Origin of the sequence: Dickeya sp. Secpp 1600 (assembly GCF_003049805.1) — a bacterium.
In the GTDB taxonomy this organism is placed as follows: Bacteria; Pseudomonadota; Gammaproteobacteria; order Enterobacterales; family Enterobacteriaceae; genus Dickeya; species Dickeya fangzhongdai.
Map to the genome: position 1 here is coordinate 891,912 of NZ_CP023484.1, position 24,652 is coordinate 916,563.

Consider the following 24,652-nt stretch of genomic DNA (forward strand, 5'->3'; position numbering starts at 1 on the left):
CAGCGGTATCAGCAAAGCGTCTTTTCTTTAATGAACCGGCTTACCAGACTGCTTAACTCTTCAGCTGTCGGCTGGGCTAATGCCTGCTCCGCCAGCGCTTTCGCATCTTCGTAGTTGGCATTGCGAATAATTTTCTTGATGCGAGGAATCGAGATGGCACTCATGCTGAATTCATCCAGACCCATCCCCAGCAGCAGTAGTGTAGCACGTTCGTCGCCCGCGAGTTCACCGCACATGCCTGTCCACTTGCCTTCGGCATGCGACGCGTCGATCACCTGCTTGATCAGGGTCAACACGGCTGGAGACATCGGGTTATAGAGATGAGAAATCAGCTCATTCCCGCGATCTACCGCCAGAGTATACTGGGTTAAGTCATTTGTCCCAATACTAAAGAAGTCGACTTCCTTCGCCAGATGGTGGGCGATGGCCGCCGCGGCCGGGGTTTCCACCATCACGCCGACTTCGATTGTTTCGTCGAACACCTTGCCTTCCGCCCGCAGCTGGCCTTTGAGCATCTCCAGTTCGGCTTTCAGCGTACGCACTTCTTCCACCGAAATGATCATCGGGAACATGATGCGCAGTTTGCCAAACGCGGACGCACGCAGAATTGCGCGCAACTGCGAATGCAGAATTTCCTTGCGATCAAGGCAGATACGAATCGCGCGCCAACCAAGGAACGGGTTCTCTTCCTTCGGCAGATCCATGTACGGCAGGTCTTTGTCGCCGCCGATGTCCATCGTACGCACGATCACCGCCTGAGCGCCCATTGCTTCCGCGACGGCTTTGTAAGCCTGGAACTGCTCTTCTTCGGTCGGCAGGGCATCGCGGTCCATGAACAGGAATTCGGTGCGATACAGGCCCACGCCTTCCGCGCCGTTACGCTCAGCGCCGGCGACGTCGCGCACGGTGCCGATGTTGGCGCACACTTCCACCTGATGACCGTCCAGCGAGATGGCCGGCAGATCTTTCAGTTTGGCGAGTTCGTATTTCTCGGTGTTGTACTGTTCCTGAACGGCCTTGAGCTGGTCAATGGTGGCCTGATCAGGATTCTGGTAAATCTTGTTGTTTACCCCGTCCAGAATGATGAAATCGCCGTTCTTGATTTTCTGGGTGGCGTCGGTGGTGCCTACGATGGCCGGCAGCTCCAGCGAGCGCGCCATGATCGAGGTATGGGACGTACGTCCGCCGATATCGGTAATGAAACCCAGCACCTTGTTCAGGTTCAGCTGCGCGGTTTCGGACGGGGTCAGATCCTTGGCAATCAGAATCACTTCGTCCTGGATGTCGCCCAGGTCGACGATGTGCAGGCCCAGAATGTTTTTCAGCAGGCGCTTGCCGATGTCGCGCATGTCTGCGGCGCGCTCTTTCAGGTATTCGTCATCCAGTTCTTCCAGCGCTTTCGCCTGGGTCTCGATGACGGAAAACGCCGCCGCGTCCGCAGACGCGTGGTCGTCTTTAATCAGGGAGATGATTTCCTGCTCGAATTCCTCATCTTCCAGCAGCATGATATGCCCTTCGAAGATGGCTTCTTTCTCTGGCCCCAGCGTTTCAGCTGCTTTTTGCTTGATCGCTTCCAGCTGTTTTGAGGCTTTGGCGCGACCCGTCAGGAAGAGTTCGATTTCCTGATCGACCTGGTCTGCAGAGATTTTTTTCCGGTTGACGACAATCTCGTCATCTTTCAGTAGCAGCGCCTTACCAAAAGCAATTCCCGGTGATACTAATATGCCTGAAATCATAACCCTACCTTACTTGATTCTGATGTTCACTAAAGAGAGTGGGCCGTTTACTCAAGCTCAGCCATCAGTTTAACCAGATGTTCAACGGCTTGCTGCTCGTCTTCACCTTCGGCGGAAATGGTGACCACGGTACCCTGGGTCAGACCGAGGGTCTGCAGTTTGAACAGGCTCTTGGCGCTGGCGCTTTTGCCGTTGGAGGTAACGGTGATTTCAGAGGTGAATCCTTTGGCTTCTTTTACGAACTGTGCGGCGGGACGAGTGTGCAGGCCATTTGGCGCGGTAATCGTTACTTCTTGCTGGAACATTCTGTTTTCCCCAACTTGTTGGATTAGGTTCATGTTGTGGAACTAAAGTTTAGTGTATGTACTGAACTTTAGCCTGTTTGGTTGCCCTGAATGGTTCAGGACAGGCCGGGATGCGGTTGAGGAAAACGGTGTGCGCTTACCCCTGGTTAACGTCGACATGGCCCCGTGTTGTTGATCCTGCGATTGATGAAGCGTCCGGCCGTGCTGCTCCATGTCGCTGGAATGATATCCGTATGTGGGGGCCTCGACGGATATTAATTTCACGCATCAAAATAATTGTTCGGTTAAATACTAAACCTGACCGTGAAAAGCAATGTGTAAGTAACAGAAAGTTTGAACTCGGCCACAAAAAAGCACCCCGCAGGGTGCTTTTTTAACTTTTAAATCACATTTGCGACCAGGGGAAACTTATTCGACTAGGAGAAACTTACTGCTGCAGTTCCTGTTCGGTGAACAGATCGGCAAACAACGCCGTACTGAGATAACGTTCGCCGGAAGAGGGCAGGATCACCACGATGGTTTTGTTGGCGAATTCCTCTTCCTTCAGCAGGTTCAGGGCGGCTGCTACCGCTGCGCCCGAAGAGATACCCGCCAGAATGCCTTCTTCTTCCATCAGACGACGCGCGGTGTGGATAGCGTCTTCGTTGGTGACGCGCTCAACGCGATCGACCAGCTTCAGATCCAGGTTGGCGGGAATGAAACCGGCGCCGATCCCCTGGATCTTGTGCGGGCCGGGTTTGATTTCTTCGCCGGCCAGCGCCTGGGTGATGACCGGAGAGTCGGTTGGCTCAACGGCAACAGAGATGATGGCTTTACCCTTGGTGTTCTTGAGGTAACGGCTAACGCCGGTCAGCGTGCCGCCGGTGCCCACGCCGGCAATAAAGACGTCGACTTCGCCGTCGGTGTCTTCCCAGATTTCCGGGCCGGTGGTTTTTTCGTGAATTTCCGGGTTGGCCGGGTTACTGAACTGCTGCAGCAGCAGGTAGCGTTGCGGGTCGCTGGCCACGATTTCTTCGGCTTTGGCAATCGCGCCTTTCATGCCTTTGGCGCCTTCGGTCAGCACCAGATTGGCGCCCAGCGCCTTGAGCAGCTTGCGACGTTCGATACTCATGGTTTCCGGCATGGTCAGCGTCAGTTTATAACCACGCGCCGCCGCCACATACGCCAGTGCAATACCGGTATTACCGCTGGTCGGTTCTACGAGTTCGATGCCGGGTTTCAGCACGCCACGCTTTTCGGCATCCCAAATCAGGTTGGCGCCGATGCGGCATTTTACGCTGAAGCTCGGGTTACGTGACTCCACCTTAGCCAGAATACGCCCATTGCCGATGCGATTCAGACGAACCAGCGGCGTATGGCCGATAGTGAAAGAATTGTCTTCGTAGATCTTACTCATAGCCCGTCCTTAATAACTGTATGAAATTTTTGCGAACCTTAGAGAGAATACTCGTTCGGGACAGCCAGTGAAGTAAAGAATCGCTATATCGATATGTTCTGAAGAAATATATTTTCATCAATATCCAGTTATAGAACAGGTTACTGTTGTCGTCGTGATCAGGACCGACGCAGCGTAGCGGAAAGATGACGGTAACGATCCACCCACAAGGCCGTAGCGCCGCAGACGGCTACCGGCATGATCAACAGATTCAGCAACGGCACCATGGTGCACAGGCTGACCAGCGCGCCAAACTGCAGATTGGTCAGCTTGTTCTGCCGCAGCGCCTGGCGCATGGCTGAAAAACCGACTTTGTGGTTGTCGAACGGGTAATCGCAATACTGAATCGCCAGCATCCAGGCGCCAAACAGGAACCACACCACCGGCACCACCGTCTGGCCGATGCCGGGCACGAAATACAGCAACAGCAACACCAGCAGCCGCGGTAAATAATAGGCCAGTTTTTGAATTTCGCGCCGCATGATGCGGGGGACGTCTTTGGCGATATCGAGGATGCCGCTGGCCGGCAGCGGCTGACCGGTCAGCCGTGCTTCCAACTGTTCCGCCAGCAGGCCGTTGAACGGCGCGGCAATCAGGTTGGTGATCGTGCTGAAGAAATAGCTGAACACCAGCAGCACGGAGAGGGTCACCAGCGGCCAGAGCAGGTAGCTCAGCCACTGCAGCCAATCCGGCACATGGGTCATCAATTGCGGTATCCAGGTGCCGAGTTGGCGGAACAACCACCAGAAGGCGCCGCCCATCAGCAGGATATTAACCAGCATGGGAAGAATGACAAAACGGCGGATGCCGGGCAGTGAGAGAAGTTGCCAGCCTTTCAGAAAGTAATGCAGGCCGCTGTGTTTGGGATCAAGGTGTTGCGTATAAGACATGGTGCTGTTCTCACCCTATGATATGCAGGTTATGGCATCATATCGGGATGATTTTCAGCTGGCTAGTTGCGATTTGCATGAAAAAACGGCAAAAAAATGCCCGCTGTCGATCTTTATTATCATAAACTAGCGCCCAGACTTGCACTTGGGTACACAGGCAAATACAGTTAGAGGTATGTGTATTTGCCGTAGTGGCAACGTATTGGAATAACTGGGATAGCAATGATGCAGGACCTGCGTCTGATCTTGATTGTTGTTGGCGCGATCGCAATTATAGCACTGTTACTGCACGGTCTTTGGACAAGCCGTAAGGAACGCTCGTCCCTTTTCCGCGATCGTCCGGTAAAACGCCTGAAGCCAAAGCGTGATGACGCCCCGCTGGAAGAGCTTGACGAAGGGGTCGGCGAGGTGCGGGTAACGCATTCCCGCGGCCAGCAGAATCCTTCGTCCGGCAACTATGCGCCTTCGGGCGAGCGTTCAGCGCCGTCCTTCGGGCAGGAACCGGCGGCCTATGATCCATTGCTGGATGACGTCGAGCCGCAAGCGCCGTTGCGTCAACCCGTTCAGCCTGCGGCGCCGCGCGCCGAGCCTCAGTCCGCTCCCCAGTATCAGCAACCGCAGCCGGTATCCGAATCGGCGGCGCGCATTGTCGACGAAACCCCGCCGGAAACGTATGACCGGCAACCCGAGCCGGCGGCGCCTGAAGCGCCTGCGACCGCACAACATGAATCGCAGCAGGAGGCCGTGCTGGTGCTGCATGTGGCGGCTCATCAGGGCGGCGTGATCGGCGGCGAATTGTTGTTGCAAAGCGTATTGCAGTCCGGTTTCCAGTTCGGCGAAATGAACATTTTCCATCGTCACGTCAACCCGGCAGGCAGCGGCCCGGTGCTGTTCAGCCTGGCCAACATGGTCAAACCCGGTTCTTTCAACGTAGAAGCGATGTCCGAATTCACTACGCCGGGCGTGTCGATTTTCATGATGGTGCCGTCTTACGGCGACGCCAGCCAGAATTTCAAGCTGATGCTGCAGTCGGCTCAGCGTATCGCCGATGACGTGGGCGGCGTGGTGCTGGACGACGAGCGTCGTCTGGTGACGCCGCAGAAAGTGGAAGCCTATAAAGCTCGTATTCGTGCGGTACTCAAGGCTAATGGCGAATAACGTTCAGGGCGAATAACGGCGAATGTGTTGTTAATTCTTATACTTTTCAGAAGCCTCCGTCCGCGGGGGCTTTTTACTTTCATCGTGAGCGTCCTGGCGGCGTTCACGTTCAGTGTGTCGGCGCAGGGCGAGATGCGCGCCGGCCGGCGACAAGGTGCAGACAGTGGGCGGCAGTAATACGTTAAAACAGGAATTGGGGCTGGTTCAGGGCATCGGGTTGTTGTCGACCTCGTTGCTGGGGACCGGTGTGTTTGCCGTACCCGCCTTGGTGGCGGAGCAGGCGCGGGGCGATAGCCTGTGGGCCTGGCCGCTGCTGATTGCGCTGGTGTTTCCGATTGCCATCGCTTTTGCGTCGCTTGGCCGGCACTTTCCGAATGCCGGCGGCGCGGCGCACTTTGTTCGGCTGGCGTTTGGCCCGCGACTAGCCAGGGTCACCGGTTGGTTGTTCTTGTCCGTCATCCCGGTCGGTTTGCCTGCGGCGATGCAAATCGCGGCCGGCTTCTGGCAGGCGGCCTTTGGCCTCAATGCCGGCGGTTTGCTGCTGGTGCAATTGCTGACGCTGGCCGTGATTTGGCTGCTGGGAATGCGCAGCGCCGGCTCCAGCGCCACGGTACAGACGCTAATTGCGCTGCTGGTGGTCTTGCTGGTGGCGGCGATCTGGTGGCAGGGTCGGATTACGCCGTCCCAGATTTCGTGGCCTGCGCTGGCGGACATTAACGGAGCGAAGATGCTGGATGCGCTGGCGGTGATGTTCTGGTGCTTCGTCGGGCTGGAAGCCTTTGCCCATCTGGCGACGGAGTTCAAATCGCCCGAACGGGATTTTCCTCGAGCGTTGCTGATCGGCATGCTGCTGGCGGGCGCCGTTTACTGGGGATGTACTGTCGCGGTGCTGCATTTCGGGGCTTATGGCCCTCATCAGGCGGCTACCGCATCTTTGCCCGGTATTGTGGTGCGTTTGTTCGGCGATCATGCCTTGTGGCTGGCCTGCATCGTGGGTTATCTCGCCTGTTTCGCCAGTGTGAATATCTATACTCAGGGTTTTGCCCGGCTGGTGTGGTCGCAGGCGCCTGAAGAAAGCCGTCTGGCCCAGCTATCGGCGTCGCGTACGCCGGTGAATGCGTTGTCGCTGGTGGTGGCTTGCTGTTTGATCTGCTGTCTGATCATTTACTGGCTGAACCTGCCGCTGTCCGAACTGATTGTTTACGCCAACGGCATTTTCATTTTGATTTATCTGCTGTGCATGCTGGCGGGCTGGCGTCTGTTGCGCGGGCGTTCCCGCGTAATGGCGATCATCGGCAGCGTCCTGTGCGCGGCGCTGTTGCTGACGCTCGGCTGGAAGTCGTTGTATGCGTTGGGGATGCTGGCGGCGTTATGGCTGATGCTGCCGGCCAGGCGCGAGGCGGTGACGGCTGACTGAAAGCAGACAGGGCGGCAAGCCCTGTCTGGCGTCGCGCCGGCGGGAATTATTGCGGATCGGCTGGCGGCTGCTGCGCCGGTTCGTTGCCGGCGGCTTTTGCTTCCAGCGCGCTCAGACGCTGTTCCAGCAGCGCCAGTTTCTCGCGGGTTCGCAGCAATACCTGGGTTTGCACGTCAAACTCTTCGCGGCTGACCAAATCCAGCTTGCCCAGCTGTGATTGCAGTATCTGACGGATTTTCTTCTCTACATCCTCGCCAAATTCCCGGATGCCTTTCGGCATGGATTCCTGCACCTGACGGGCAATCTGCTCTAACTTTTTCGGGTCAATCATGACGCTTTCCTGAACTGTTTGACGAATGGCGAATATAACCCAAGTGTAATGCCAGACTAGCGTTGTATAAACAAAAAGTGATTTTCATACGATGAATTTTGCGATCCATAAGCGGGGTTAGAGATTGCCCGTCCCTCCAGTTAGCGCTATAGTAATCCTGCTTATTCTCAGGGCGGGGCGTAATTCCCCACCGGCGGTAAACCAGTTTGCGCCATCAGGCCGGCTGGAAGCCCGCGAGCGCTCAGACGATATCGTTTGAGGTCAGCAGATCCGGTGTAATTCCGGGGCCGACGGTAATAGTCCGGATGGGAGAGAGTAACGGTTTCTGACAGGTTTGCGCCTGCACGCGTTATTTTTGCGTTTTTGCCGCTGTTTTTCAGTGCAAAAACGACTCCTCAAGTTCGCCCTGATTCTGGTAATCCATATTAATAATGAGGTTTTTTTACCATGAATCAGACTTTACTTTCCGAATTTGGTACTCCCGCTGAACGTGTTGAACGTGCGCTGGATGCGTTGCGTCACGGCCGTGGCGTGATGGTGTTGGACGATGAAGACAGGGAAAACGAAGGTGACATGATTTTCCCGGCCGAAACCATGACCGTTGAACAGATGGCGCTGACCATTCGTCACGGCAGCGGCATCGTGTGCCTGTGCCTCACCGAAGAACGCCGTCAAAAGCTGGAGCTGCCGATGATGGTGGAGCACAACTCCAGCCATTATCAAACTGCGTTCACCGTCACGATTGAAGCCGCCGAAGGCGTTACCACCGGCGTATCCGCCGCTGACCGTCTGACCACGGTTCGCGCGGCGACTGCCGATGATGCCCGCCCGAGCGACCTGAACCGTCCCGGTCATGTGTTCCCGTTGCGTGCGCAGCCGGGCGGCGTGCTGGCGCGCGGCGGTCATACCGAAGCCACTGTGGATTTGATGCGTCTGGCTGGGTTCAAACCGTTCGGCGTACTGTGCGAACTGACCAATGACGATGGCTCTATGGCCCGCGCGCCGGAAGTGATCGCATTTGCGAAACAGCACGATATGCCGGTACTGACCATCGAGGATTTGGTGGCTTACCGTCAGGCGGCTGAGCGTAAAGCCAGCTGATTATCAGACGGCGCGCCGTCGACTCTTCTTCCTGCAGGGCCGGTTTTCCGGCCCTGATTTTTTCAGGCGTCAGGTTCAGGCTGGTTTCCGCGCCAGCAGTGTGGCAAAGCGCAGTTTGATGCGGTTACCGTTGGCGTCGGTTTTGTGCAGTTCTCCCACATCCTCGTTGTATTTCACGATTTCCCAGTCACGGTAATAGTCGTGCAACTCGTTGTGCCCGAAGGTGAACGAGAACGGCATCGGGCAGGGGAAATCGTCGGTGGACATGGCGGCGACGATCAGGTTATAGCCTCCGGCGACGGTGTGCTCCTGCATATTGCTGATAATCGCCGGGATGCGCGCTCGTTCCAGAAACATGAACACCACTGTCGACAGGATGAAATCGTACTGGTGACGAATATCGGCCTGATTGATGTCGTGGACGAACGCCTCAATCCGGCTGAGCGGCTCATCAGCGATGATGCTATTGAGCTTATCAATGCTCATGACGTTCTTGTCGCAGGCGGTGACGTCAAACCCTTTCAGGTTCAGGTAGAGCGCGTTGCGCCCGCCGCCACAGCCCAGATCCAGCGCTTTTCCCGGCTGCACATGACGCACAGCGTTGATCACTTCCGAGTGGGTGCGCGTCAGCTCATATTTTTTGTGGTAATAGTCTTCTGCCGTGCAGTAAAACCCCAACTGGCATTCCAGATCGTCTGAAAACGAGACGATGCGATGCCAGCACTGCGGTTCAATGTAGGGCGGCTGCTGTTGTGGCGAGAAGTGGAAGCGTTCTTTGGTGTCGCCCTGTTCTGTCAGCAGGTCGAAAGTCAGCTCGCCTTTTAAAATATGTAGCTTTGCCCAGGTGCCTTCTTTGGTGTTGTGTTTTTCCTGGAATGCCGCTGGCAGCGTGCTGCTGTTCCATACCGGCATGTGTTTATAGCAAATCAGTTCTTGCATAAAGACCTCGTGCGTCCGCGTATCCCGCTATATCCGTCATACTTCACGTTGCAGATGCGTTGGCGGCGTTCAAACCGGCGTAAGCCGATTTGCCACTCACCCAGTCGCTGCCTTTCTGCAACTCGAATTGTTTGGGGGACATTCTATTAATCACGCAATGGTGTGACCAGAAATATGTATTATAAATGCATGAAATGACGCTGCTGCCTGCATGGCGGCTGTTGCCATCGACATGATGCAGCTCATGATGACAATTGCCGTAACAGCGGAAAGGCTTCTTTCATGCGATCGCCCCCCACGACGAACCCCCGCAACTGCTCTCCCGCCATACCTTTTGCCACCATCCCGCCATGATCCGCGACGAGGTGCCAGACCAGTTCCGGGTTCTGCGTTTCGCCAGCCAGCTGTAATGGAAACAACGGGGTTTTCACTTTAATCAGCATCGTGGGCAGGGTGAGGGAACCGTTCCCTTCCGGCACATGCTTGACCGCGCTATTACCGGTGCTGGCTGCGATAATGCTGTTGGCTGCGATACTGGCGGTCAACTGAATCGGTTGTAAAAAGGGCAGCAGCTTGCCGCTGATTTCAGCGCAGTCTCCCAGCGCGTAAATATGCGGATCAGAGCTACGCAGCCGGTTGTCGGTCACTATACCTTGATTAACCGCCAGTCCGGCGGCAGCGGCCAGCGAGGTATTGGCGCGCAATCCGATGGCGGAGATCACTTCGTCGACTTCCAGCGTACGCCCGGACATCAACGTGACCTTCAGGCCGGCGTCGGTTTTTTCCAGCTGTTGAAGTCCGGTATTGAGCATCAGCTCCACGCCTTGTTGGAGCAGGGCGGCTTGCAGTCGGGCGCTGATTTCGACGGGCAGCAGCGCAGAAAGAAGGTGCGATGCCCGATCCACCAGGGTGATCTGCTTGCCGGCCAGTGCCATATCCATCGCCAGTTCGCTGCCGATCAAACCCGCTCCCAGTATCAGAATGCGGGTTGCCTGCGTCAGGCGCGCTTCCGCCCGGCGATACTCCTGCTGACTGTTGAGCGTCAGCATCCACTGATGGCCGGGAATCGGCGGGATCACGGCGCTGGCGCCCGTCGCCAGCACCAGCGTGTGGTAATCGTAGCGCCGGGTATCGCACATGACCTGCCGCCGCTCGGCATCAATGCCGGTGACGGGGGTGTGCGCCAACAGCGTAATCCGCTGTTCTTCGGCAAATTGCGCCGCGCTCATGCGCGTCAGATCGTCGGCGCGGCGATGCTGACTGAGCACATGGCTCAGTTCCGGCTTGTTGTACTCGTCGCCGCTGTCGGCGGTGATCAGGCGAATCGGGCGTTGGGCATCCTGCTTACGCAGGTTTTTAATCAACTGCCGGGCGGCGAAACCCGCCCCGATAACAATGATTTCGTCAGACATGGCCGTTCCTTATTAATGGATAGGATTAAATATGGATAGGATTAAACACGTCTTTGCCTAAGCCGCATTCGGGGCACAGGAAGCTGTCGGGCACATCAGACCAGGGCGTGCCCGGCGTGACGTCCTGCATGGGTTCGCCGATGGCGGGGTCGTAAATCCACTGGCATACGCTGCACTGCATCCGGTTGCTATCTTGCGGTGCTGACGTGCCGTTGCAGGCGCAGGTCGATGCCGCCGCCATGACCGCCGGTGTTTCCGCCATCTCAGCCGTTTGGGGGGCTTCGATAGCGGCGGCGGGCGATACGGTTAACGGATGCAAGGCCCACTGCCGGGCAATTTCACGGCCATGTTCCCGGCAGATTGCCAGCGCAGACCCGTCCGGACGCCACTTGGTTTTCAGCGACAGCGTGGTCTCAAAGCCGGCATCCATCAGCCGGGTCTGGATACGGTCAACCGCGCCGCCGTTCCAGCCGTAACTGCCAAAGGCGGAGGCTTTCTTGTTCTGGAAACGCAGACCGGTGATTTCCTCCAGCATGGCGGCTACTTTTGGCATCATCACGTTATTCATGGTGGAAGAACCGACCAGCACGCCTTTGGAGCGGAAGACCTGCGTCAGAATTTCGTTTTTATCGTGGCGGGCCACATTGTAGATTTTCACGGCGACACCCGGATCGACATCGTGGATGCCTTGCGCGATGGCGTCAGCCATCATGCGGGTGTTGTTGGACATGGTGTCGTAGAACAGCGTGATGCGATCTTCCTGATAGCTGTCGGCCCACCGCAAATAGTGATGAATAATCTGCGCCGGGTCGTCGCGCCACACCACACCGTGGGAGGTGGCGATCATCGACAGCGGCAGGTTAAACCCCAGCACTTCGTTGATCTTGGCGGTGACCAGACGGCTGAACGGCGTCAGGATATTGGCGAAATAACGCTGGCATTGTTCAAACAGTTCACCCTGATCGACCTCATCGTTGAACAGATGCTCATCGCAGTAATGCTGGCCGAAAGCGTCATTGCTGAACAGGACTGCGTCGCCGCTCAGGTAGGTCATCATGCTGTCCGGCCAGTGCAGCATCGGGGTTTCGATGAATACCAGCTGCTTGCCATTGCCGATATCCAGCGAATCGCCGGTTTTGACGGTGTGGAAATGCCATTCCGGGTGATGGTGATGGCCGGTAATGGAGTCGATGGCGTTATGGGTGCAGTAGATCGGCGTATCGGGGATGTGGGACATCAGTTCGCTCAGCGCCCCGGCGTGATCTTCTTCGGCATGGTTGATGACGATGTAGTCGATCTGCGCCAGATCGATCTCCGCCATCAGGTTCTGGACGAAATCACGGCTGAACTTGTGGTCAACGGTGTCGATCAGCACCGTTTTTTCTTCCCGGATCAGGTAGCTGTTATAGCTGCTGCCTTTCAGCGTTTTGTATTCGGTTCCGTGGAAGTCACGCACTTCCCAATCCCGTTGCCCGACCCAGTGAATATTATTCTTAACATGAATAGACATCGTAACACTCCATTAGCGTATTAAAGGTGGATACGATGTGATTGCATGAGCCGTGCCAGATTTTATTTATTTGATTTTTAAGTACTTTAAAAATAAACATTGTCATTATGACAATGACTGAGTAATGTCTTTTTGACACTTATTTGTGAAAAAGACACACCATGCCGCTATCGATAGATTCCTTTGCGCACATTGCCATTGAACTGCAACAAGGGCTTTCAACCCGGGACCGTTTTCAGCGCCTGCTCAACGGCTTGCGCCAGCTGTTATGCTGCGATGCGGCAGCGTTGCTGCGTTATGAAAGCCAGCTGTTGCGTCCGCTGGCGACCGATGGACTGGCGCCGGACGTGCTGGGGCGACGTTTCCGGTTATCCGAGCATCCCCGGCTGGAGGCGATAGCCCGGGCAGGCGACGTGGTGCGTTTCCCGGCGGACAGCCAGCTTCCGGATCCTTACGATGGCCTGATTCCCGGTCAGGAAGCGTTGAAGGTCCATGCCTGCGTTGGTCTGCCGCTGTTTGCTCACCACACCTTGATCGGCGTGCTGACCATTGATGGTATGGATCCCCACCAGTTCGATCATTTTAGCGATGAAGAACTGCGGCTGATTGGCGCGATGGCGTCCGTTGCCTTGAGCAATGCGTTGCTGATGGAGCAACTGGAACGACAAACGTTGGCGCCGCTGTCAGACGCCGCTCTCATGACGGAGGTGGATGCTGACGAGATGGTGGGATTGTCTGCACCCATGCAGCAGTTGAAAAAAGAGGTGGCTATCGTGGCTGACAGCGATCTTAACGTGCTGATCATGGGGGAAACCGGGGTCGGCAAGGAGCTGGTGGCGCGGGCCATCCATCAGGGGTCGCGGCGTGCGGACCGTCCGCTGGTGTATCTGAACTGTGCCGCGCTGCCGGAGTCGGTGGCGGAAAGCGAGCTGTTTGGTCACGTGAAAGGGGCGTTTACCGGCGCGATCCACCATCGTACCGGTAAGTTCGAACTGGCGGACAACGGTACGCTGTTTCTGGATGAAATTGGCGAGTTGTCGCTGACGTTACAGGCCAAGCTGCTGCGGGTGTTGCAGTACGGCGATTTGCAGCGCGTAGGCGAGGACAGTAGCCTGAAAGTGGATGTGCGCGTGCTGGCGGCCACCAACCGGGATTTAAAACAGTCGGTGCAGGAAGGCGCTTTTCGCGCCGATCTATTCCATCGCCTGAGCGTGTTTCCGCTGTCGGTGCCGCCGCTGCGGGCGCGCGGTCAGGATATTGCCTTGCTGGCCGGGTTTTTCTGCGAACGCAGCCGGGCCCGGTTAGGGTTGCAGCGTCTGGCGTTGTCGCCGGAAGCGACCCATTTGCTGACGTGTTATCCGTGGCCGGGGAATGTGCGCGAGCTGGAACATGTGATCTACCGGGCGACCATTGTGGCGCGGGCCGGTGGGGCGACCGGCGATCTGACATTGCGCCCGGAACATTTGAATCTGGACGGCGTTTTACCTGACGCACCTCGTCCGGCCGCCGTCGATACCGTGCCGCCGTGGCGCGGCATCAGCCTGCGGGACGCGACGGAGCATTATCAGCGGCAGGTGATTAGCGACACGCTGGCGCGACATCAGGGTAACTGGTCGTCCTGCGCCCGCGAACTGGCGGTGGATAGCGGCAACCTGCACCGAGTGGCAAAACGGTTGGGAATAAAATAACAAACCCCGGCATGCGCCAGGGTTTGAAGGACAAGCTAACGGATAATCAACCGCAGCGGGTGCATTTCTGCGACTGAATCACCTGGAAGAAGTCGTTGCCCTTGTCATCCACCAGAATGAAGGCCGGGAAGTCTTCCACTTCGATTTTCCAGATAGCTTCCATACCCAGTTCGGGGTATTCCACGCACTCCAGGCTCTTGATGCTGTTTTGCGCCAGAATCGCCGCCGGGCCGCCGATGCTGCCGAGGTAGAAACCGCCGTGTTTATTACAGGCATCGGTCACCTGCTGGCTGCGGTTGCCCTTGGCCAGCATGATCATGCTGCCGCCGTGGGATTGCAGCAGATCAACGTAGGAGTCCATGCGGCCAGCGGTGGTGGGGCCGAGCGAACCGGAGGCATAGCCTTCCGGCGTTTTGGCCGGGCCGGCGTAATAGATCGGGTGATCTTTCACGTATTGCGGCAGTTCGCCGCCGTTATCCAGCAGCTCTTTCAGCTTGGCGTGCGCAATGTCGCGCGCCACGATGATGGTGCCGTTGAGCGACAGGCGGGTGGACACCGGGTACTGCGACAGCGTCTTGAGAATGTCGGCCATCGGACGATTCAGGTCGATGCGCACCACTTCGCCTTCGCCGGCCTGACGCAGGTGGTCCGGAATGTATTTGCCGGGGTTGGTTTCCAACTGCTCCAGCCAGATACCCTGACGGTTGATCTTAGCTTTGATGTTGCGGTCCGCCGAGCAGGACACGCCCATGCCGACCGGGCAGGAGGCGCCATGACGCGGCAGGCGAATCACGCGCACATCGTGGGCGAAGTATTTGCCGCCGAACTGTGCGCCGAGCCCCAGATTACGGGCTTCTTCCAGCAGTTCCTGTTCCAGCGCCACATCGCGGAACGCCTGACCGTGCTCGTTGCCTTCGGTCGGCAGTTCGTCATAGTAGCGGGTGGAGGCCAGTTTGACGGTTTTCAGGTTGGTTTCCGCCGACGTGCCGCCGATGACGAAGGCAATGTGGTACGGCGGGCAGGCCGCGGTACCCAGCGTACGCATTTTTTCCACCAGGTAGTTTGTCAGCTTGCCCGGCGACAGCAACGCTTTGGTTTCCTGATACAGATAGGTCTTGTTGGCGGAACCGCCGCCTTTGGTGACGAACAGGAATTTGTACTCATCGCCTTCGGTGCTGTAGAGGTCGATCTGCGCCGGCAGGTTGGTGCCGGTGTTGACCTCTTGGTACATGTCCAGCGCCGCGTTCTGGGAGTAACGCAGGTTGTCTTCGATAAAGGTGTTGTACACCCCGCGCGACAGCGCTTCGGCGTCGTTGCCGCCGGTCCATACGCGCTGGCCTTTCTTGCCGACGATAATGGCGGTGCCGGTGTCCTGACAGGTAGGCAGGATGCCTTTGGCGGCGATTTCGGAGTTACGCAGGAATTGCAGGGCGACATAACGGTCGTTTTCGCTGGCTTCCGGGTCGAGCAGGATATCGGCGACCTGTTGCTGGTGGGAAGGGCGCAGCAGGAAAGAGGCATCGTGGAATGCCTGCTGGGCTAACAGCGTCAGCCCCTGCGGGTCGACTTTGAGAATATCCTGGCCTTCAAACTGGCTAACGGAAACAAAATCGCTGCTGATTAAGCGATATTCGGTTTTATCCTTCGCTAATGGAAACGGATCTTGGTAATAGAACGGTTTATTCGACATATTCTTCTCACTTGCAGCCGCATAATTGAGTGATTCATCGGGTCTTATTTTCCGTCTAGGGCTTTTGTGCCGGTCTTATTGTTGTGTCAATCGCCTCGGGCACGACGACAAAAGCAATAAACGTCGGGTGATATTCCTTAACTTGCGCCAGTACCGCGCCCCTTGAGGGATACCGCCTCACATACTATGGCTTTATGACAGGGAGTACCACGCCAACAAGTCACATTATTTTTATCTCTGTCATGTTTTCGTTGAAAATATATCTCAGACCGAAACGTGACGAGGTTGCCGGCAAAAATGACCGCTGGGCGCGCCATATTAAGTCATTTATTTAAATTAATTAAGTGCGGCGTGCGACAACGCAATATCCATTAAATAAATAAGGTTTATTGATTACCCAATTGAATAGGGCATCAGGCCTTACGAGCGGATATTCATTCACGCTGTTCCAGCAGGGTATCGATCAGCCACAGGCCGGCCGGGCCGGGTGGAAAAGGGCGCGACCAGGCGATGTCCACCTCAATTTTCCGCGGCCAGCCGGGCAGCGCCAGTTCCACCAGCCGGTTGCGCGCGTACTCGTTCACCAGCCAGCGCGGCAGGATACTCCAGCCAAACCCCTGTTCCGCCATTTCCAGCAGCATCAGATACGACGGCGTCGACCAGGTAGCGCCTTCGGACTGCGGCCGCTCCCGCTGGCTGTAGGTGTGAAGGCACAACTGACGCGCCGTGGCGAGCTGTTCCTGCGTCACCGGCGCGTGCTGCGCCAACGGGTGGCTGTGGGCCGCGTAGATCGCCATTTCGGTTGTCACCTGTAGCCGGGATACCGCAATGTCGATGGGGTAATGCGCCTGCGCCTGCAACACGCCGACATGGGCGCGCTGCGACTGCAGCAGGTCCACGACGTCCTCGTCTTCCGCAATCAGGCACTCGAACTCCACATCAGGAAAACGCTCGGCGAAACGCTGCAATACCGGGTAGTAGTGGCGGCACTGCCAGGTGTCCGACAGCACAAAGGTCAGCCGCGGCTCCACCTTGTCCGCCAGCCGGATCGCCAGTTCGTCCAGCGCTTCGCTGGCGGACAAAATCGCTTTGACGTGGCTGAGTACCTTGCGCCCTTCATCGGTCAGCACCGGCTGATGACCGCGCCTGTCGAACAGCGTCAGGCCCAGATCCGCCTCCAGATTCGCCACCGCGGTACTGACGGTGGACTGGCTTTTTTGCAGATGACGGGCCGCCGCGGAAAAAGAACCGGTATTCACGGTGGCGATAAACGCCAGCAGGGATTCAGGAGAATAACGCATCGCCGACTCTATCGCTTTTTTAGATGGAAACTAATTTAACACTATTGGTTATTTCGATGAGAATGGCAACCCGCAATCGCAGTCATGCAGGCCGAAGGAGAAAAACATGCAACAGCAAGTCCAGCGCAGCGCGCGCCATGAACACAAAACACTCCGTGAGCGGATGGCGGATGGCGCATGCCGTCGGTTTCGAGGTGATGGCGTTACTGATTTGCGCCCCGATCGGCGCCTGGGTACTCGGGCGCTCGATCCTGCAGGTTGGCGCGCTGTCGATAATGCTGTCCAGCGTGGCGATGGTCTGGAACGTGGCGTACAACAGCCTGTTTGATCGCCTATGGCCGGTCAGCCGAATCAGACGCGGCCTGTGGGTGCGTATGGGGCACGCGCTGGGTTTCGAAGGCGGCTTTATCCTTATTGGCTTGCCGCTGGCGGCGTGGATGCTGGATATCACCCTGTGGCAGGCGCTGATGGTGGAGATTGGTTTCTTCCTGTTCTTCCTGCCGTATACCATGGCCTACAACTGGCTGTACGACCTGCTGCGCGAGCGGCTGTTGGCGACCGCGGTACAAGGGCGCTAGCCGCACGGCAAAGGAGAGAGACGGCGTTGTCTCTCCCCTGGTATTGGCGTTGTCGGCTTGGCCGTTTGCGTTACTGACGCAGCGACGCCCGGTATTCGGCGTAATCCGGCATATGGGGAATACGCCACAGATACCAGGCGGCCAGCGTGCGGTAAGGGCGGCAGGGTTCGCTCATCTCCAGCATCGCTTTGCGCGTCGGGTCCTGCGACAGGCGGTACAGATAACGAAACCCCTGTTTGATGCCGAGATCGTCCACCGGCATGATGTCCATCCGCTCCAGCGTGGAGATCAGCAGCATTTCCACCGTCCAGCGGCCGATGCCTTTCAGCGTGCAAAGCCGCTCGATCAAGGTTTCGTCATCCAGATGTTCCGCCTCCGCCCGCCCTGGCACCAGCCCGCTCAGTACCCCTTGGGCAATCCCTTTGACCGTGTCGATTTTGCGGGCGGAAAAGCCGCACTGGCGCAAGACCTCCGGTTCGCATGCCGTCAGTTGCCCGGCGGAGGGAAAGCCGCCTTCACCGACCTCGAAGCGCAACTGCAATTTACCGATGATGGCCGCGGCGGCGCGGTTGCTGAGTTGCTGGCTGGCGACCGCCCGAATCAGCGCGTCGTAAGGTTCCCGCGCCGGGCGGCTTTCAAAACGAATATGCCCGACGCCGTCGATCAGCCGCGCCCAGTGCGCGTCAATGGCGGCAAGATGGGCGAGAGCTTGGGGTTCGTCGAACGGGAGCGGCGATGGCGTCATCCGGTGGCATCCTTCTTGTTCTGTTTCAGATAATTATCGTGTCGCCTAAAACAAGGCGGGCAACTTGTTCATGGACCGCGTACACTAAATAATACTGGTTATTTAGACAGAGGTCTGCATGAATTTCGAACTGTTTGCCGATGAGCCGCCGGAGCGCCGGAATGAAACGCTGGCGCCCGGCGCGATGCTGCTGCGCGGCTTCGCCTGGCAACAGGCCGGAGCATTGCTGGCCGCGCTGGAACAGGTGACGCAGCCGTCGCCGTTTCGTCACATGGTGACGCCGGGCGGGCATACCATGTCGGTGGCGATGAGTAACTGCGGGCCGCTGGGCTGGGTGAGCGACGAACGGGGGTATCGCTACAGCGCTCAGGATCCGCTGACCGGCCGGCCGTGGCCCGCTATGCCGGCCTGCTTTTGGCAACTGTCGCAGGCGGCGGCCAGCGCCGCCGGGTATCACGATTTTGCGCCGGATGCCTGCCTGATCAACCGCTACACGGTGGGCGCTAAACTGTCGCTGCATCAGGACAGAGACGAGCAGGACCTGCGCCAGCCGATCGTCTCCGTCTCGCTGGGGTTAAGCGCGGTGTTTCTGTTTGGCGGGGAAAAACGCGGCGATCCGTGTCAGCGGCTGGCGCTGATGCATGGCGATGTGGTGGTGTGGGGCGGTCCTTCGCGGCTGCATTACCATGCCATTTTGCCGCTCAGGAACGGCCCGTTGCCGACGGGAATGTCGGATGAAGTTCGTTTCAATCTCACCTTTCGTAAAGTGTGAAAGTCCCCCACGCCGTGGGGGACGAAAGGCATTACTTTTTGGTGAAGTGGAGGTAATCGAGAGCGTTTTCTGCCGCCATGCGACCTGAGTTGAGCGCAAAGCCAAAGGTGCCGCCGCCCAGCAGCAGGTCGTAGGTGTCGCCGTACATACCCGCCGCATCGTTACCGGTGACGTACAGCCCCGGCACCGCATTGCCTGTCGGCGATACTGCTTCCATCTTATCGTTGATCTTCACGCCGCCCAGCGTGCCGAGCGCGGCCGGCAGCATTTTCACCGCGTAGAACGGACCGGTCTTCATCGGGCGCAGGTAATCCATGTTCTTGTTGAACACCTCGTCCCGTTTCTGTGCGGCGAAGCGGTTGTTTTCGTCAACGGTATGTTTCAACACGCTGGCGTCGACGCCCATCTGTTTCGCCAGCTCGTCCAGCGTTGCGGCCTTGAACACAAAGCCCCGGTTTTTCTGGTTCTCTTTGGTGAACTCGTCATCGAATTTCACCAGTTTGGTGTTGGCGATCACCCATTCGCCGATCGGCACGTCGATGCCGTCGTTGACGAAGTGCTTGCGGGCGTCTTCATCAAACACCGAATACATCACCCCGCCGGCTTTGGCCAGCGCGTTGCCGGCGTGCGGCCAGATAATGACGATGGATTCGTCGGTGAAACGGCGGCCGTGTTGATCCACCCACAGATAAGGCTGACGGGCGGCGGCCAGCAATTGGGAGTTGGGCGCATAGTCCGGCAGGCCAGGACGGTAGGACTGTACTACGCCCATCCCTTCTTCTTTGGCCCCGGCTTTCCACGCCATTTTGATGCCGTCGCCGTCTTTGCCGATGTTGCCCACCATGATGGTGTCCGGCACCGCCACGTATTTCTGCAGCATCTCTTTGTTGTTGGCGTAGCCGCCGGTGGCGATGATCACCGCTTTGGCGTCGATCTGGAATGGTTTGCCGTCGCTGCCTTCGGCGATCACCCCGGCGACTTTGCCGTCCTTCATCACCAGATCTTTACCGGCGGTTTTCACCAGCGTGGTGACCGGCATGGTTTTGAACTGTTCGTGGAAGGTTTTGATCAGGTGGCGACCGTGGCCGGGGCCGTCGATCACGTGCCAGGTCAACATCCCGCCCGGCCCGCCGGGGCCGATGTATTCAAACTTGATGCCTTTGGATTTGACCCACTCGATGGTGTCGGCGGAGCGGTTGACGAAGGCGCGCACCACAAACGGGTTCGCCATCCAGTGGCTGTATTCCATGATGGTTTTGAACGCCATGTCCGGCGTCACCACGATGCCCTGACGTTTCTGCATGGCGCTGTTGGCGGCGAAAATGCCCTCGGCAAAGTTGCCGGTGCCGCCGACCACGCCCTGCTTTTCCAGCAACACTACGCTGGCGCCTTTCTCTGCCGCCGCCATGGTGGCGGCGGTGCCGGCCGCTCCCGCGCCGATGATCACCACGTCAGCGCTTTTGGGGATCGCCGCCGGTTTGGCCGGTTCCGCGTTGGCGGCGGGTTGCGGCGCTGCCTGCTCCGCATTGGCGGAGGCTATCCCCAGCATCGACAGGCACAGGGCGGCAAGGATTGTTCTTCGGTATTGAGCCATCTTGTTTTCCTTTTATTGTTCTCACAAATATTGCTTTCACAAATATCGTTCTCACGAAATAACACAGGGCAAACCGGGCAGCGCCCGGCCGTCATGAATCAGTGCTGGCGGGCTTTTTCGTACGCCTCCTGCGCGGCGTCATGCACGGCGCCGCTGGTCATGGTGGCGCCGGAAACGCCATCGACATTGATGGTCTTTTTCTCGGTCATGGTTTTCGCCAGCTCTTTGGCCGCCTCGCCGCCCACTTCCGGCGTTTCCGACGGGGCGTCGATGCTGGCTTTGTTGACCGTACCGCTCGCGTCCACGTCCAGGGTGACGGTCACGTCGCCGCCGATGCCCTGTTTGGTGGAGGAGTAAGAGCCGGCTTTAAATTGACCGCTTTCCGCCACGGCGGTGGTACTGGCGGCGCAAAGCAGGCTGATGAGTAATGTGATTGAACTTCTCTTCATACGTGATTTCACTCTGTTGATTAACGACATGTTGATTAATGAAAAAATCGGGCCGCCCGCTCAGGAAGAGGGCGACAGCAATACGTTTCCGTCCTCATGGCCGAGATGGCGAAACAGCAGGCAGCTCAGCGCCAGCCCGACCCCAAGCAGCGCGAACAGCAGGCTGAACGGGCTGATGTGCAGCCACGGCGACAGGCGCGATAGCGCCCGCAGCGCCGGAAAGGTCAGCGCCATGCTCAGCATCACCGCCAGCAGTTGGCTCAGCAGCAGGATGTTGTTGCCGCTGTTGCAGGCGTCGTTTTCCAGATGGCAGCAGGCGAGCGTGCTTTCCGCCGAGTGCAGCAGCGCCGTCAGTACGCCGAGCAGGCCGGACAGCGCGCCGATGCACGGCAGCGACCGCTGCTGGATGGCGGCGCCGAGCGCCAGCACCGCGATCGCCGCCAACAGCGTGGCGGCGATCAGCAACTGGCGATAACCAGCACGGCGCACCAGCGGTTCAAACAGCAGCTTGGCGAGCAGGGCGCCGGCGGAAAACAGCAGCATGATGATCCCGGCGGTCGCCGGCGTCAGACCCAGCGTGGTCTGGGTCACCAGCGAAATCAGCACCGGTATCGACGCCAGCAGCAGCCGGGTCAGCACGCCGCCCCACACGCCGACATAAAAGGTGCGAATGCCGAACAGCGAGGCGGGCAGCAGCGCTTCGCGCGCATGGCGATCGCCGCGCAGATACAGCCAGCCGCAGCCGCAACCCGCCAGCGCAATCAGCGTCAACGCCGGCAGCGGCAGCAGATTTTTGGGGGCGGCGACCAGCAGTAATGTGAACAGCGACAGCGCGGCGGTCAGCAGCAGCAGGCTACGTAGCGGAATACGGCGCGACGACGGCGTGACGCCATCCGGAATGGCGTATCCGGTCAGCCACAGGCACAACAGCGACAGCGGGATCGGCGCGAGGAAAATAGCGCGCCAACCGAAGGCATCGGTCAGCAGGCTGCCCGCCAGCGGACCGGTCAGGGTGCCAAGCAGGCCGAGCAGCGTCATGCGGTTAAGAAAAGGCAGTTTTTGCTCGGGCGTAGTGGCGCGTAGCGCCTGAGTGCGGAGCACCGGCAGCAGCAACGCCCCGCCGGCGCCTTGCAGGCAGCGGCAGAGCGCCAGTGCGGCGGCCGATGTGGCCTGGCTGCACAACAGCGCGCCGGCGATGAACGTCAGCAGCGCCAGCTGGCAGGTGCGCCGTTCTCCCTGCCGCTGGCTCAGCCAGCTGTTGAGCGGGGTGAACGCCACCACGGCGACGAGGTAAGCCATCACGACCGGCTCCATGCGCAGTACCGGTTGGTGCAGCGTGCGCGCTATCGCCGGAATGGCGACATACAGCATGGTGGTATCCAGCGATTGCATGAAGAACGCCACCGACGCCAGCCAGAACAGCGCGCGTGAGCCGGCCATGATCAGGCTACCGTCATCTGTCCGGCGTACAGCACGAACAGTCGCAGTAAAAATACGCCGAGCAGGCTTAGTGTGGCCGTGGTCAGCGTCAGTCGGCCGCCGGCGTGACGCCATGCCGGCACGGCGCCGGCCGCCATCGGAGCGAGAATGCCGGCTCCCAGAATCCCCAGCCAGAACACCGCGCCCCAGAAGCCGCTCAACGCCGCCTGCGCCGCTACGGTTTTCTGTCCGCCGCCCAGCAGCAGGCCGATGAAAAAGGCGAACAGCAAACACAGTTCGATGATCGCCACCGGTTTTTCCAACTGGTGCAAAAAGTGCAGCGTTTGCGGGCAGGCGTCGCGCCAGCGCGACGATGATGCCACCAACAGCATCACGGCGATGCCGGAGGTCACGCCGGATACCAGAAACAGCACCGGCAGCAGCGGGTTATTCAGCAGTGGGAACGACTTCAGCGCCGAGAGCAGAAAGCCGGTATAACAGCCCAGCAGCAGCGCCAGCGCCAGCAGCAGATTTTCCAGCAGGCGGATACGGCGCACGAGGACGTTCAGCAAGCTGGCGAACTTCTGATGCAGGCCAGCGGACAGGCGGTTTTCGCACCCGCCCAGCAATGGCTGGCGATACAGCGCGAACAGCCACAGCAGCATCACCAGCAAATACACCTGAAACAGCATGACACCCAGCGACATGATGGAAGTCGGGTTGTAGAACAGCAGCAGATACCAGAAGGTCAGCGGCCGGGCCAGATGGAAAATCAGAATCAGCAATCCCAGCATGACCGACAGCGGCGCCACGATAGCGGTGGCGACGACCAGCGGATTGGCGTGATGGTATTCCTGCGGCACATAGCGGCGAAACAGCAGGGTGAGCGTCATCATTCCGGATGAGATCCCCACCAGCAGCAGGTACACCGCAATCGGCCAGTCCCACACCAGCGAGTGAAAGTGAAAAGCGTCATGCATGGTCGCTCTCTCCGTATTTACCGGGGATGCGGTAGAGGTTGGGGCCGGTGCCCAGATAGACTTTGCTGCGGTAGATCGGATTGCTTTTGATCATTTTCGAGATCTCGCTATCCGGATCGTTGAGATCGCCGAACACCAGCGCTTTGGTCGGGCAGATCTCGACGCAGGCCGGTCTTTTGCCTGCCGCCAGATTGGTTTCCCGGCAGAAGTTGCACTTATCCGCGGTGTGGGTCTGTGGATTGATGAAACGCACGTGGTACGGGCAGGCGGCGATACAGTAGCGGCAGCCGACGCAACGCTTGTCGTTGACATCGACAATGCCGGTCAGCGCGTCCTTGAACGACGCGCCGGTCGGGCAGACCGATACGCAGGGCGGGTTATCGCAGTGCTGGCAGGACTGGCGGAAGAACTGTTTGATCGGTTTACTGCTGTCGGTGGCGGGGATATCGACGGTTTGCAGAATGTCCAGCCGGGTGACGCCCTCCGGCACCTGATTGGTTTTACGGCAGGCGGTCATGCAAGCTTTGCAGCCGATGCAGCGTAGCTCGTTATGCAGTATGCCGTATTTGACGGGACGCGGGCCGGTGGGCGTTACCGTTTCCTGCGCGACCGCCGGCAAACCGCTGCCGGAAACAGCCAGCGCGCTGCCCATGATGGCAATAAAACGGCGTCGGGTGTAATTTTCCATAAAATAACCTTTCAGAGGTAGACATCTGGTCTGGCTCAACCGATATCTGCTCAGCAATAAATCAATTTTTTATTTTCTTACTCATCTGTATTCAGTGAGCGCGATAAATAACGACAAAGCCCATGTGTCGGGAAATAAAACATGTTGGTGCGAATAATTGGAACATGCGTACCTGGCGGGATATGTGGCACGCTTCACATTTAATTTTTTGTATATCCGGATAAAAATAATTGCAAAATACGATAACTGGCGTGGTGATGTTATTATTGTCTGATTTTTTATTCTTGCTGTTATTTTATTGTTTCACGTTGTTATTGAAATGTCTTTTTTGACTTGCGCAAGGAAAGTCTATTTTGGTGGGGGTAAATAAAAATGATTTGGCGCAAGAATTAACATTTTCGGCAAATTATTTTTGCCGAAACATAAAAGTGCAGAAAATAAAAACGCCTCCAGCGAGGCGTTTCAGATGGCTGGCAAATTCTTTAAATACAATACGAAGGTTTTTTCCAGCGTT

At 57.8% G+C, this 24,652-nt stretch carries 22 protein-coding genes and 1 riboswitch; of the genes, 6 read left to right on the plus strand and 16 right to left on the minus strand.

Annotated elements, in window-relative coordinates; genetic code table 11:
• Positions 1 to 8: 8 nt before the first annotated feature.
• From ptsI to cysZ, 4 genes are all read right to left on the minus strand, one after another.
• Positions 9 to 1,736: a phosphoenolpyruvate-protein phosphotransferase PtsI gene (gene ptsI, locus CPA59_RS04150; protein ID WP_038661836.1), complete on the minus strand. Its 1,728-nt coding sequence runs from the start codon at positions 1,734 to 1,736 to the stop codon at positions 9 to 11.
• 47 nt (positions 1,737 to 1,783) lie between these two features.
• Positions 1,784 to 2,041, minus strand: a complete 258-nt coding sequence (gene ptsH, locus CPA59_RS04155; RefSeq protein WP_013316619.1) for a phosphocarrier protein Hpr — start codon at positions 2,039 to 2,041, stop codon at positions 1,784 to 1,786.
• 427 nt (positions 2,042 to 2,468) lie between these two features.
• The gene (gene cysK / locus CPA59_RS04165; protein WP_038917961.1) at positions 2,469 to 3,437 is read right to left on the minus strand and encodes a cysteine synthase A; all 969 of its coding nucleotides are present in this window, start codon (positions 3,435 to 3,437) and stop codon (positions 2,469 to 2,471) included.
• A gap of 158 nt (positions 3,438 to 3,595) precedes the next feature.
• Positions 3,596 to 4,366: a sulfate transporter CysZ gene (gene cysZ, locus CPA59_RS04170; RefSeq protein ID WP_107758747.1), complete on the minus strand. Its 771-nt coding sequence runs from the start codon at positions 4,364 to 4,366 to the stop codon at positions 3,596 to 3,598.
• Between the two features lie 222 nt (positions 4,367 to 4,588).
• Between cysZ and zipA the strand changes: the two genes are divergently transcribed.
• Entirely contained in the window at positions 4,589 to 5,524 is a 936-nt protein-coding gene (zipA, locus tag CPA59_RS04175; protein ID WP_107758748.1) for a cell division protein ZipA, read from the plus strand.
• A 163-nt stretch (positions 5,525 to 5,687) separates the two neighbouring features.
• On the plus strand, positions 5,688 to 6,941 hold the full coding sequence (gene yjeH, locus CPA59_RS04180) for an L-methionine/branched-chain amino acid transporter (protein WP_107758749.1): 1,254 nt from the start codon (positions 5,688 to 5,690) through the stop codon (positions 6,939 to 6,941).
• A gap of 46 nt (positions 6,942 to 6,987) precedes the next feature.
• Here yjeH and CPA59_RS04185 read toward each other — a convergent pair whose 3' ends face one another.
• Positions 6,988 to 7,272, minus strand: coding sequence for an accessory factor UbiK family protein (locus CPA59_RS04185; protein ID WP_033570374.1), 285 nt, complete (start codon positions 7,270 to 7,272; stop codon positions 6,988 to 6,990).
• Positions 7,273 to 7,431: 159 nt separating this feature from the next.
• A riboswitch (FMN riboswitch) is annotated at positions 7,432 to 7,593 on the plus strand.
• A gap of 126 nt (positions 7,594 to 7,719) precedes the next feature.
• Here CPA59_RS04185 and ribB point away from each other — a divergent pair.
• Positions 7,720 to 8,373, plus strand: coding sequence for a 3,4-dihydroxy-2-butanone-4-phosphate synthase (gene ribB, locus CPA59_RS04190; RefSeq protein WP_038661818.1), 654 nt, complete (start codon positions 7,720 to 7,722; stop codon positions 8,371 to 8,373).
• Between the two features lie 75 nt (positions 8,374 to 8,448).
• On the opposite strand, the gene tehB is transcribed toward ribB, so the two are convergent.
• From tehB to norV, 3 genes are all read right to left on the minus strand, one after another.
• A complete protein-coding gene (gene tehB / locus CPA59_RS04195) occupies positions 8,449 to 9,312 on the minus strand; it encodes an SAM-dependent methyltransferase TehB (RefSeq protein ID WP_038917966.1) in 864 nt (287 codons plus the stop codon).
• Positions 9,313 to 9,554: 242 nt separating this feature from the next.
• Positions 9,555 to 10,724 (minus strand): NADH:flavorubredoxin reductase NorW, encoded by a 1,170-nt coding sequence (norW, locus tag CPA59_RS04200; protein ID WP_107758750.1) that lies wholly within the window; start codon positions 10,722 to 10,724, stop codon positions 9,555 to 9,557.
• Between the two features lie 25 nt (positions 10,725 to 10,749).
• Positions 10,750 to 12,234 carry an anaerobic nitric oxide reductase flavorubredoxin gene (norV, locus tag CPA59_RS04205; protein WP_107758751.1) on the minus strand — a complete coding sequence of 495 codons (1,485 nt, stop codon included), beginning with the start codon at positions 12,232 to 12,234 and terminating at the stop codon, positions 10,750 to 10,752.
• Between the two features lie 161 nt (positions 12,235 to 12,395).
• On the opposite strand from norV, the gene norR reads away from it, so the two are divergent.
• Positions 12,396 to 13,922: a nitric oxide reductase transcriptional regulator NorR gene (norR, locus tag CPA59_RS04210; protein WP_107758752.1), complete on the plus strand. Its 1,527-nt coding sequence runs from the start codon at positions 12,396 to 12,398 to the stop codon at positions 13,920 to 13,922.
• 46 nt (positions 13,923 to 13,968) lie between these two features.
• On the opposite strand, the gene fumA is transcribed toward norR, so the two are convergent.
• Positions 13,969 to 15,612 (minus strand): class I fumarate hydratase FumA, encoded by a 1,644-nt coding sequence (fumA, locus tag CPA59_RS04215; protein ID WP_038661804.1) that lies wholly within the window; start codon positions 15,610 to 15,612, stop codon positions 13,969 to 13,971.
• A 434-nt stretch (positions 15,613 to 16,046) separates the two neighbouring features.
• Positions 16,047 to 16,913: a LysR family transcriptional regulator gene (locus tag CPA59_RS04220; protein ID WP_038661801.1), complete on the minus strand. Its 867-nt coding sequence runs from the start codon at positions 16,911 to 16,913 to the stop codon at positions 16,047 to 16,049.
• A 137-nt stretch (positions 16,914 to 17,050) separates the two neighbouring features.
• Between CPA59_RS04220 and CPA59_RS04225 the strand changes: the two genes are divergently transcribed.
• Positions 17,051 to 17,491 (plus strand): multidrug/biocide efflux PACE transporter, encoded by a 441-nt coding sequence (locus CPA59_RS04225; RefSeq protein ID WP_107758753.1) that lies wholly within the window; start codon positions 17,051 to 17,053, stop codon positions 17,489 to 17,491.
• Positions 17,492 to 17,561: 70 nt separating this feature from the next.
• On the opposite strand, the gene CPA59_RS04230 is transcribed toward CPA59_RS04225, so the two are convergent.
• Positions 17,562 to 18,236 (minus strand): DNA-3-methyladenine glycosylase, encoded by a 675-nt coding sequence (locus CPA59_RS04230; RefSeq protein WP_049853632.1) that lies wholly within the window; start codon positions 18,234 to 18,236, stop codon positions 17,562 to 17,564.
• A gap of 118 nt (positions 18,237 to 18,354) precedes the next feature.
• Between CPA59_RS04230 and alkB the strand changes: the two genes are divergently transcribed.
• Positions 18,355 to 19,008: a DNA oxidative demethylase AlkB gene (gene alkB, locus CPA59_RS04235; RefSeq protein WP_107758754.1), complete on the plus strand. Its 654-nt coding sequence runs from the start codon at positions 18,355 to 18,357 to the stop codon at positions 19,006 to 19,008.
• Between the two features lie 31 nt (positions 19,009 to 19,039).
• Here alkB and CPA59_RS04240 read toward each other — a convergent pair whose 3' ends face one another.
• The 5 genes from CPA59_RS04240 to CPA59_RS04260 form a co-directional block, all read right to left on the minus strand.
• A complete protein-coding gene (locus tag CPA59_RS04240) occupies positions 19,040 to 20,602 on the minus strand; it encodes an FAD-dependent oxidoreductase (RefSeq protein WP_107758755.1) in 1,563 nt (520 codons plus the stop codon).
• 98 nt (positions 20,603 to 20,700) lie between these two features.
• Entirely contained in the window at positions 20,701 to 21,051 is a 351-nt protein-coding gene (locus tag CPA59_RS04245; RefSeq protein ID WP_038917977.1) for a TonB family protein, read from the minus strand.
• A gap of 60 nt (positions 21,052 to 21,111) precedes the next feature.
• Positions 21,112 to 22,491 (minus strand): MFS transporter, encoded by a 1,380-nt coding sequence (locus CPA59_RS04250; protein ID WP_107758756.1) that lies wholly within the window; start codon positions 22,489 to 22,491, stop codon positions 21,112 to 21,114.
• Between the two features lie 2 nt (positions 22,492 to 22,493).
• The gene (gene nrfD / locus CPA59_RS04255) at positions 22,494 to 23,450 is read right to left on the minus strand and encodes a cytochrome c nitrite reductase subunit NrfD (protein WP_038917980.1); all 957 of its coding nucleotides are present in this window, start codon (positions 23,448 to 23,450) and stop codon (positions 22,494 to 22,496) included.
• Complete coding sequence (locus CPA59_RS04260; protein WP_107758757.1) at positions 23,443 to 24,138, minus strand: 4Fe-4S dicluster domain-containing protein; 696 nt, start codon at positions 24,136 to 24,138, stop codon at positions 23,443 to 23,445. Before CPA59_RS04260 ends, nrfD begins: the two co-directional genes overlap by 8 nt.
• Positions 24,139 to 24,652 lie beyond the last annotated feature (514 nt).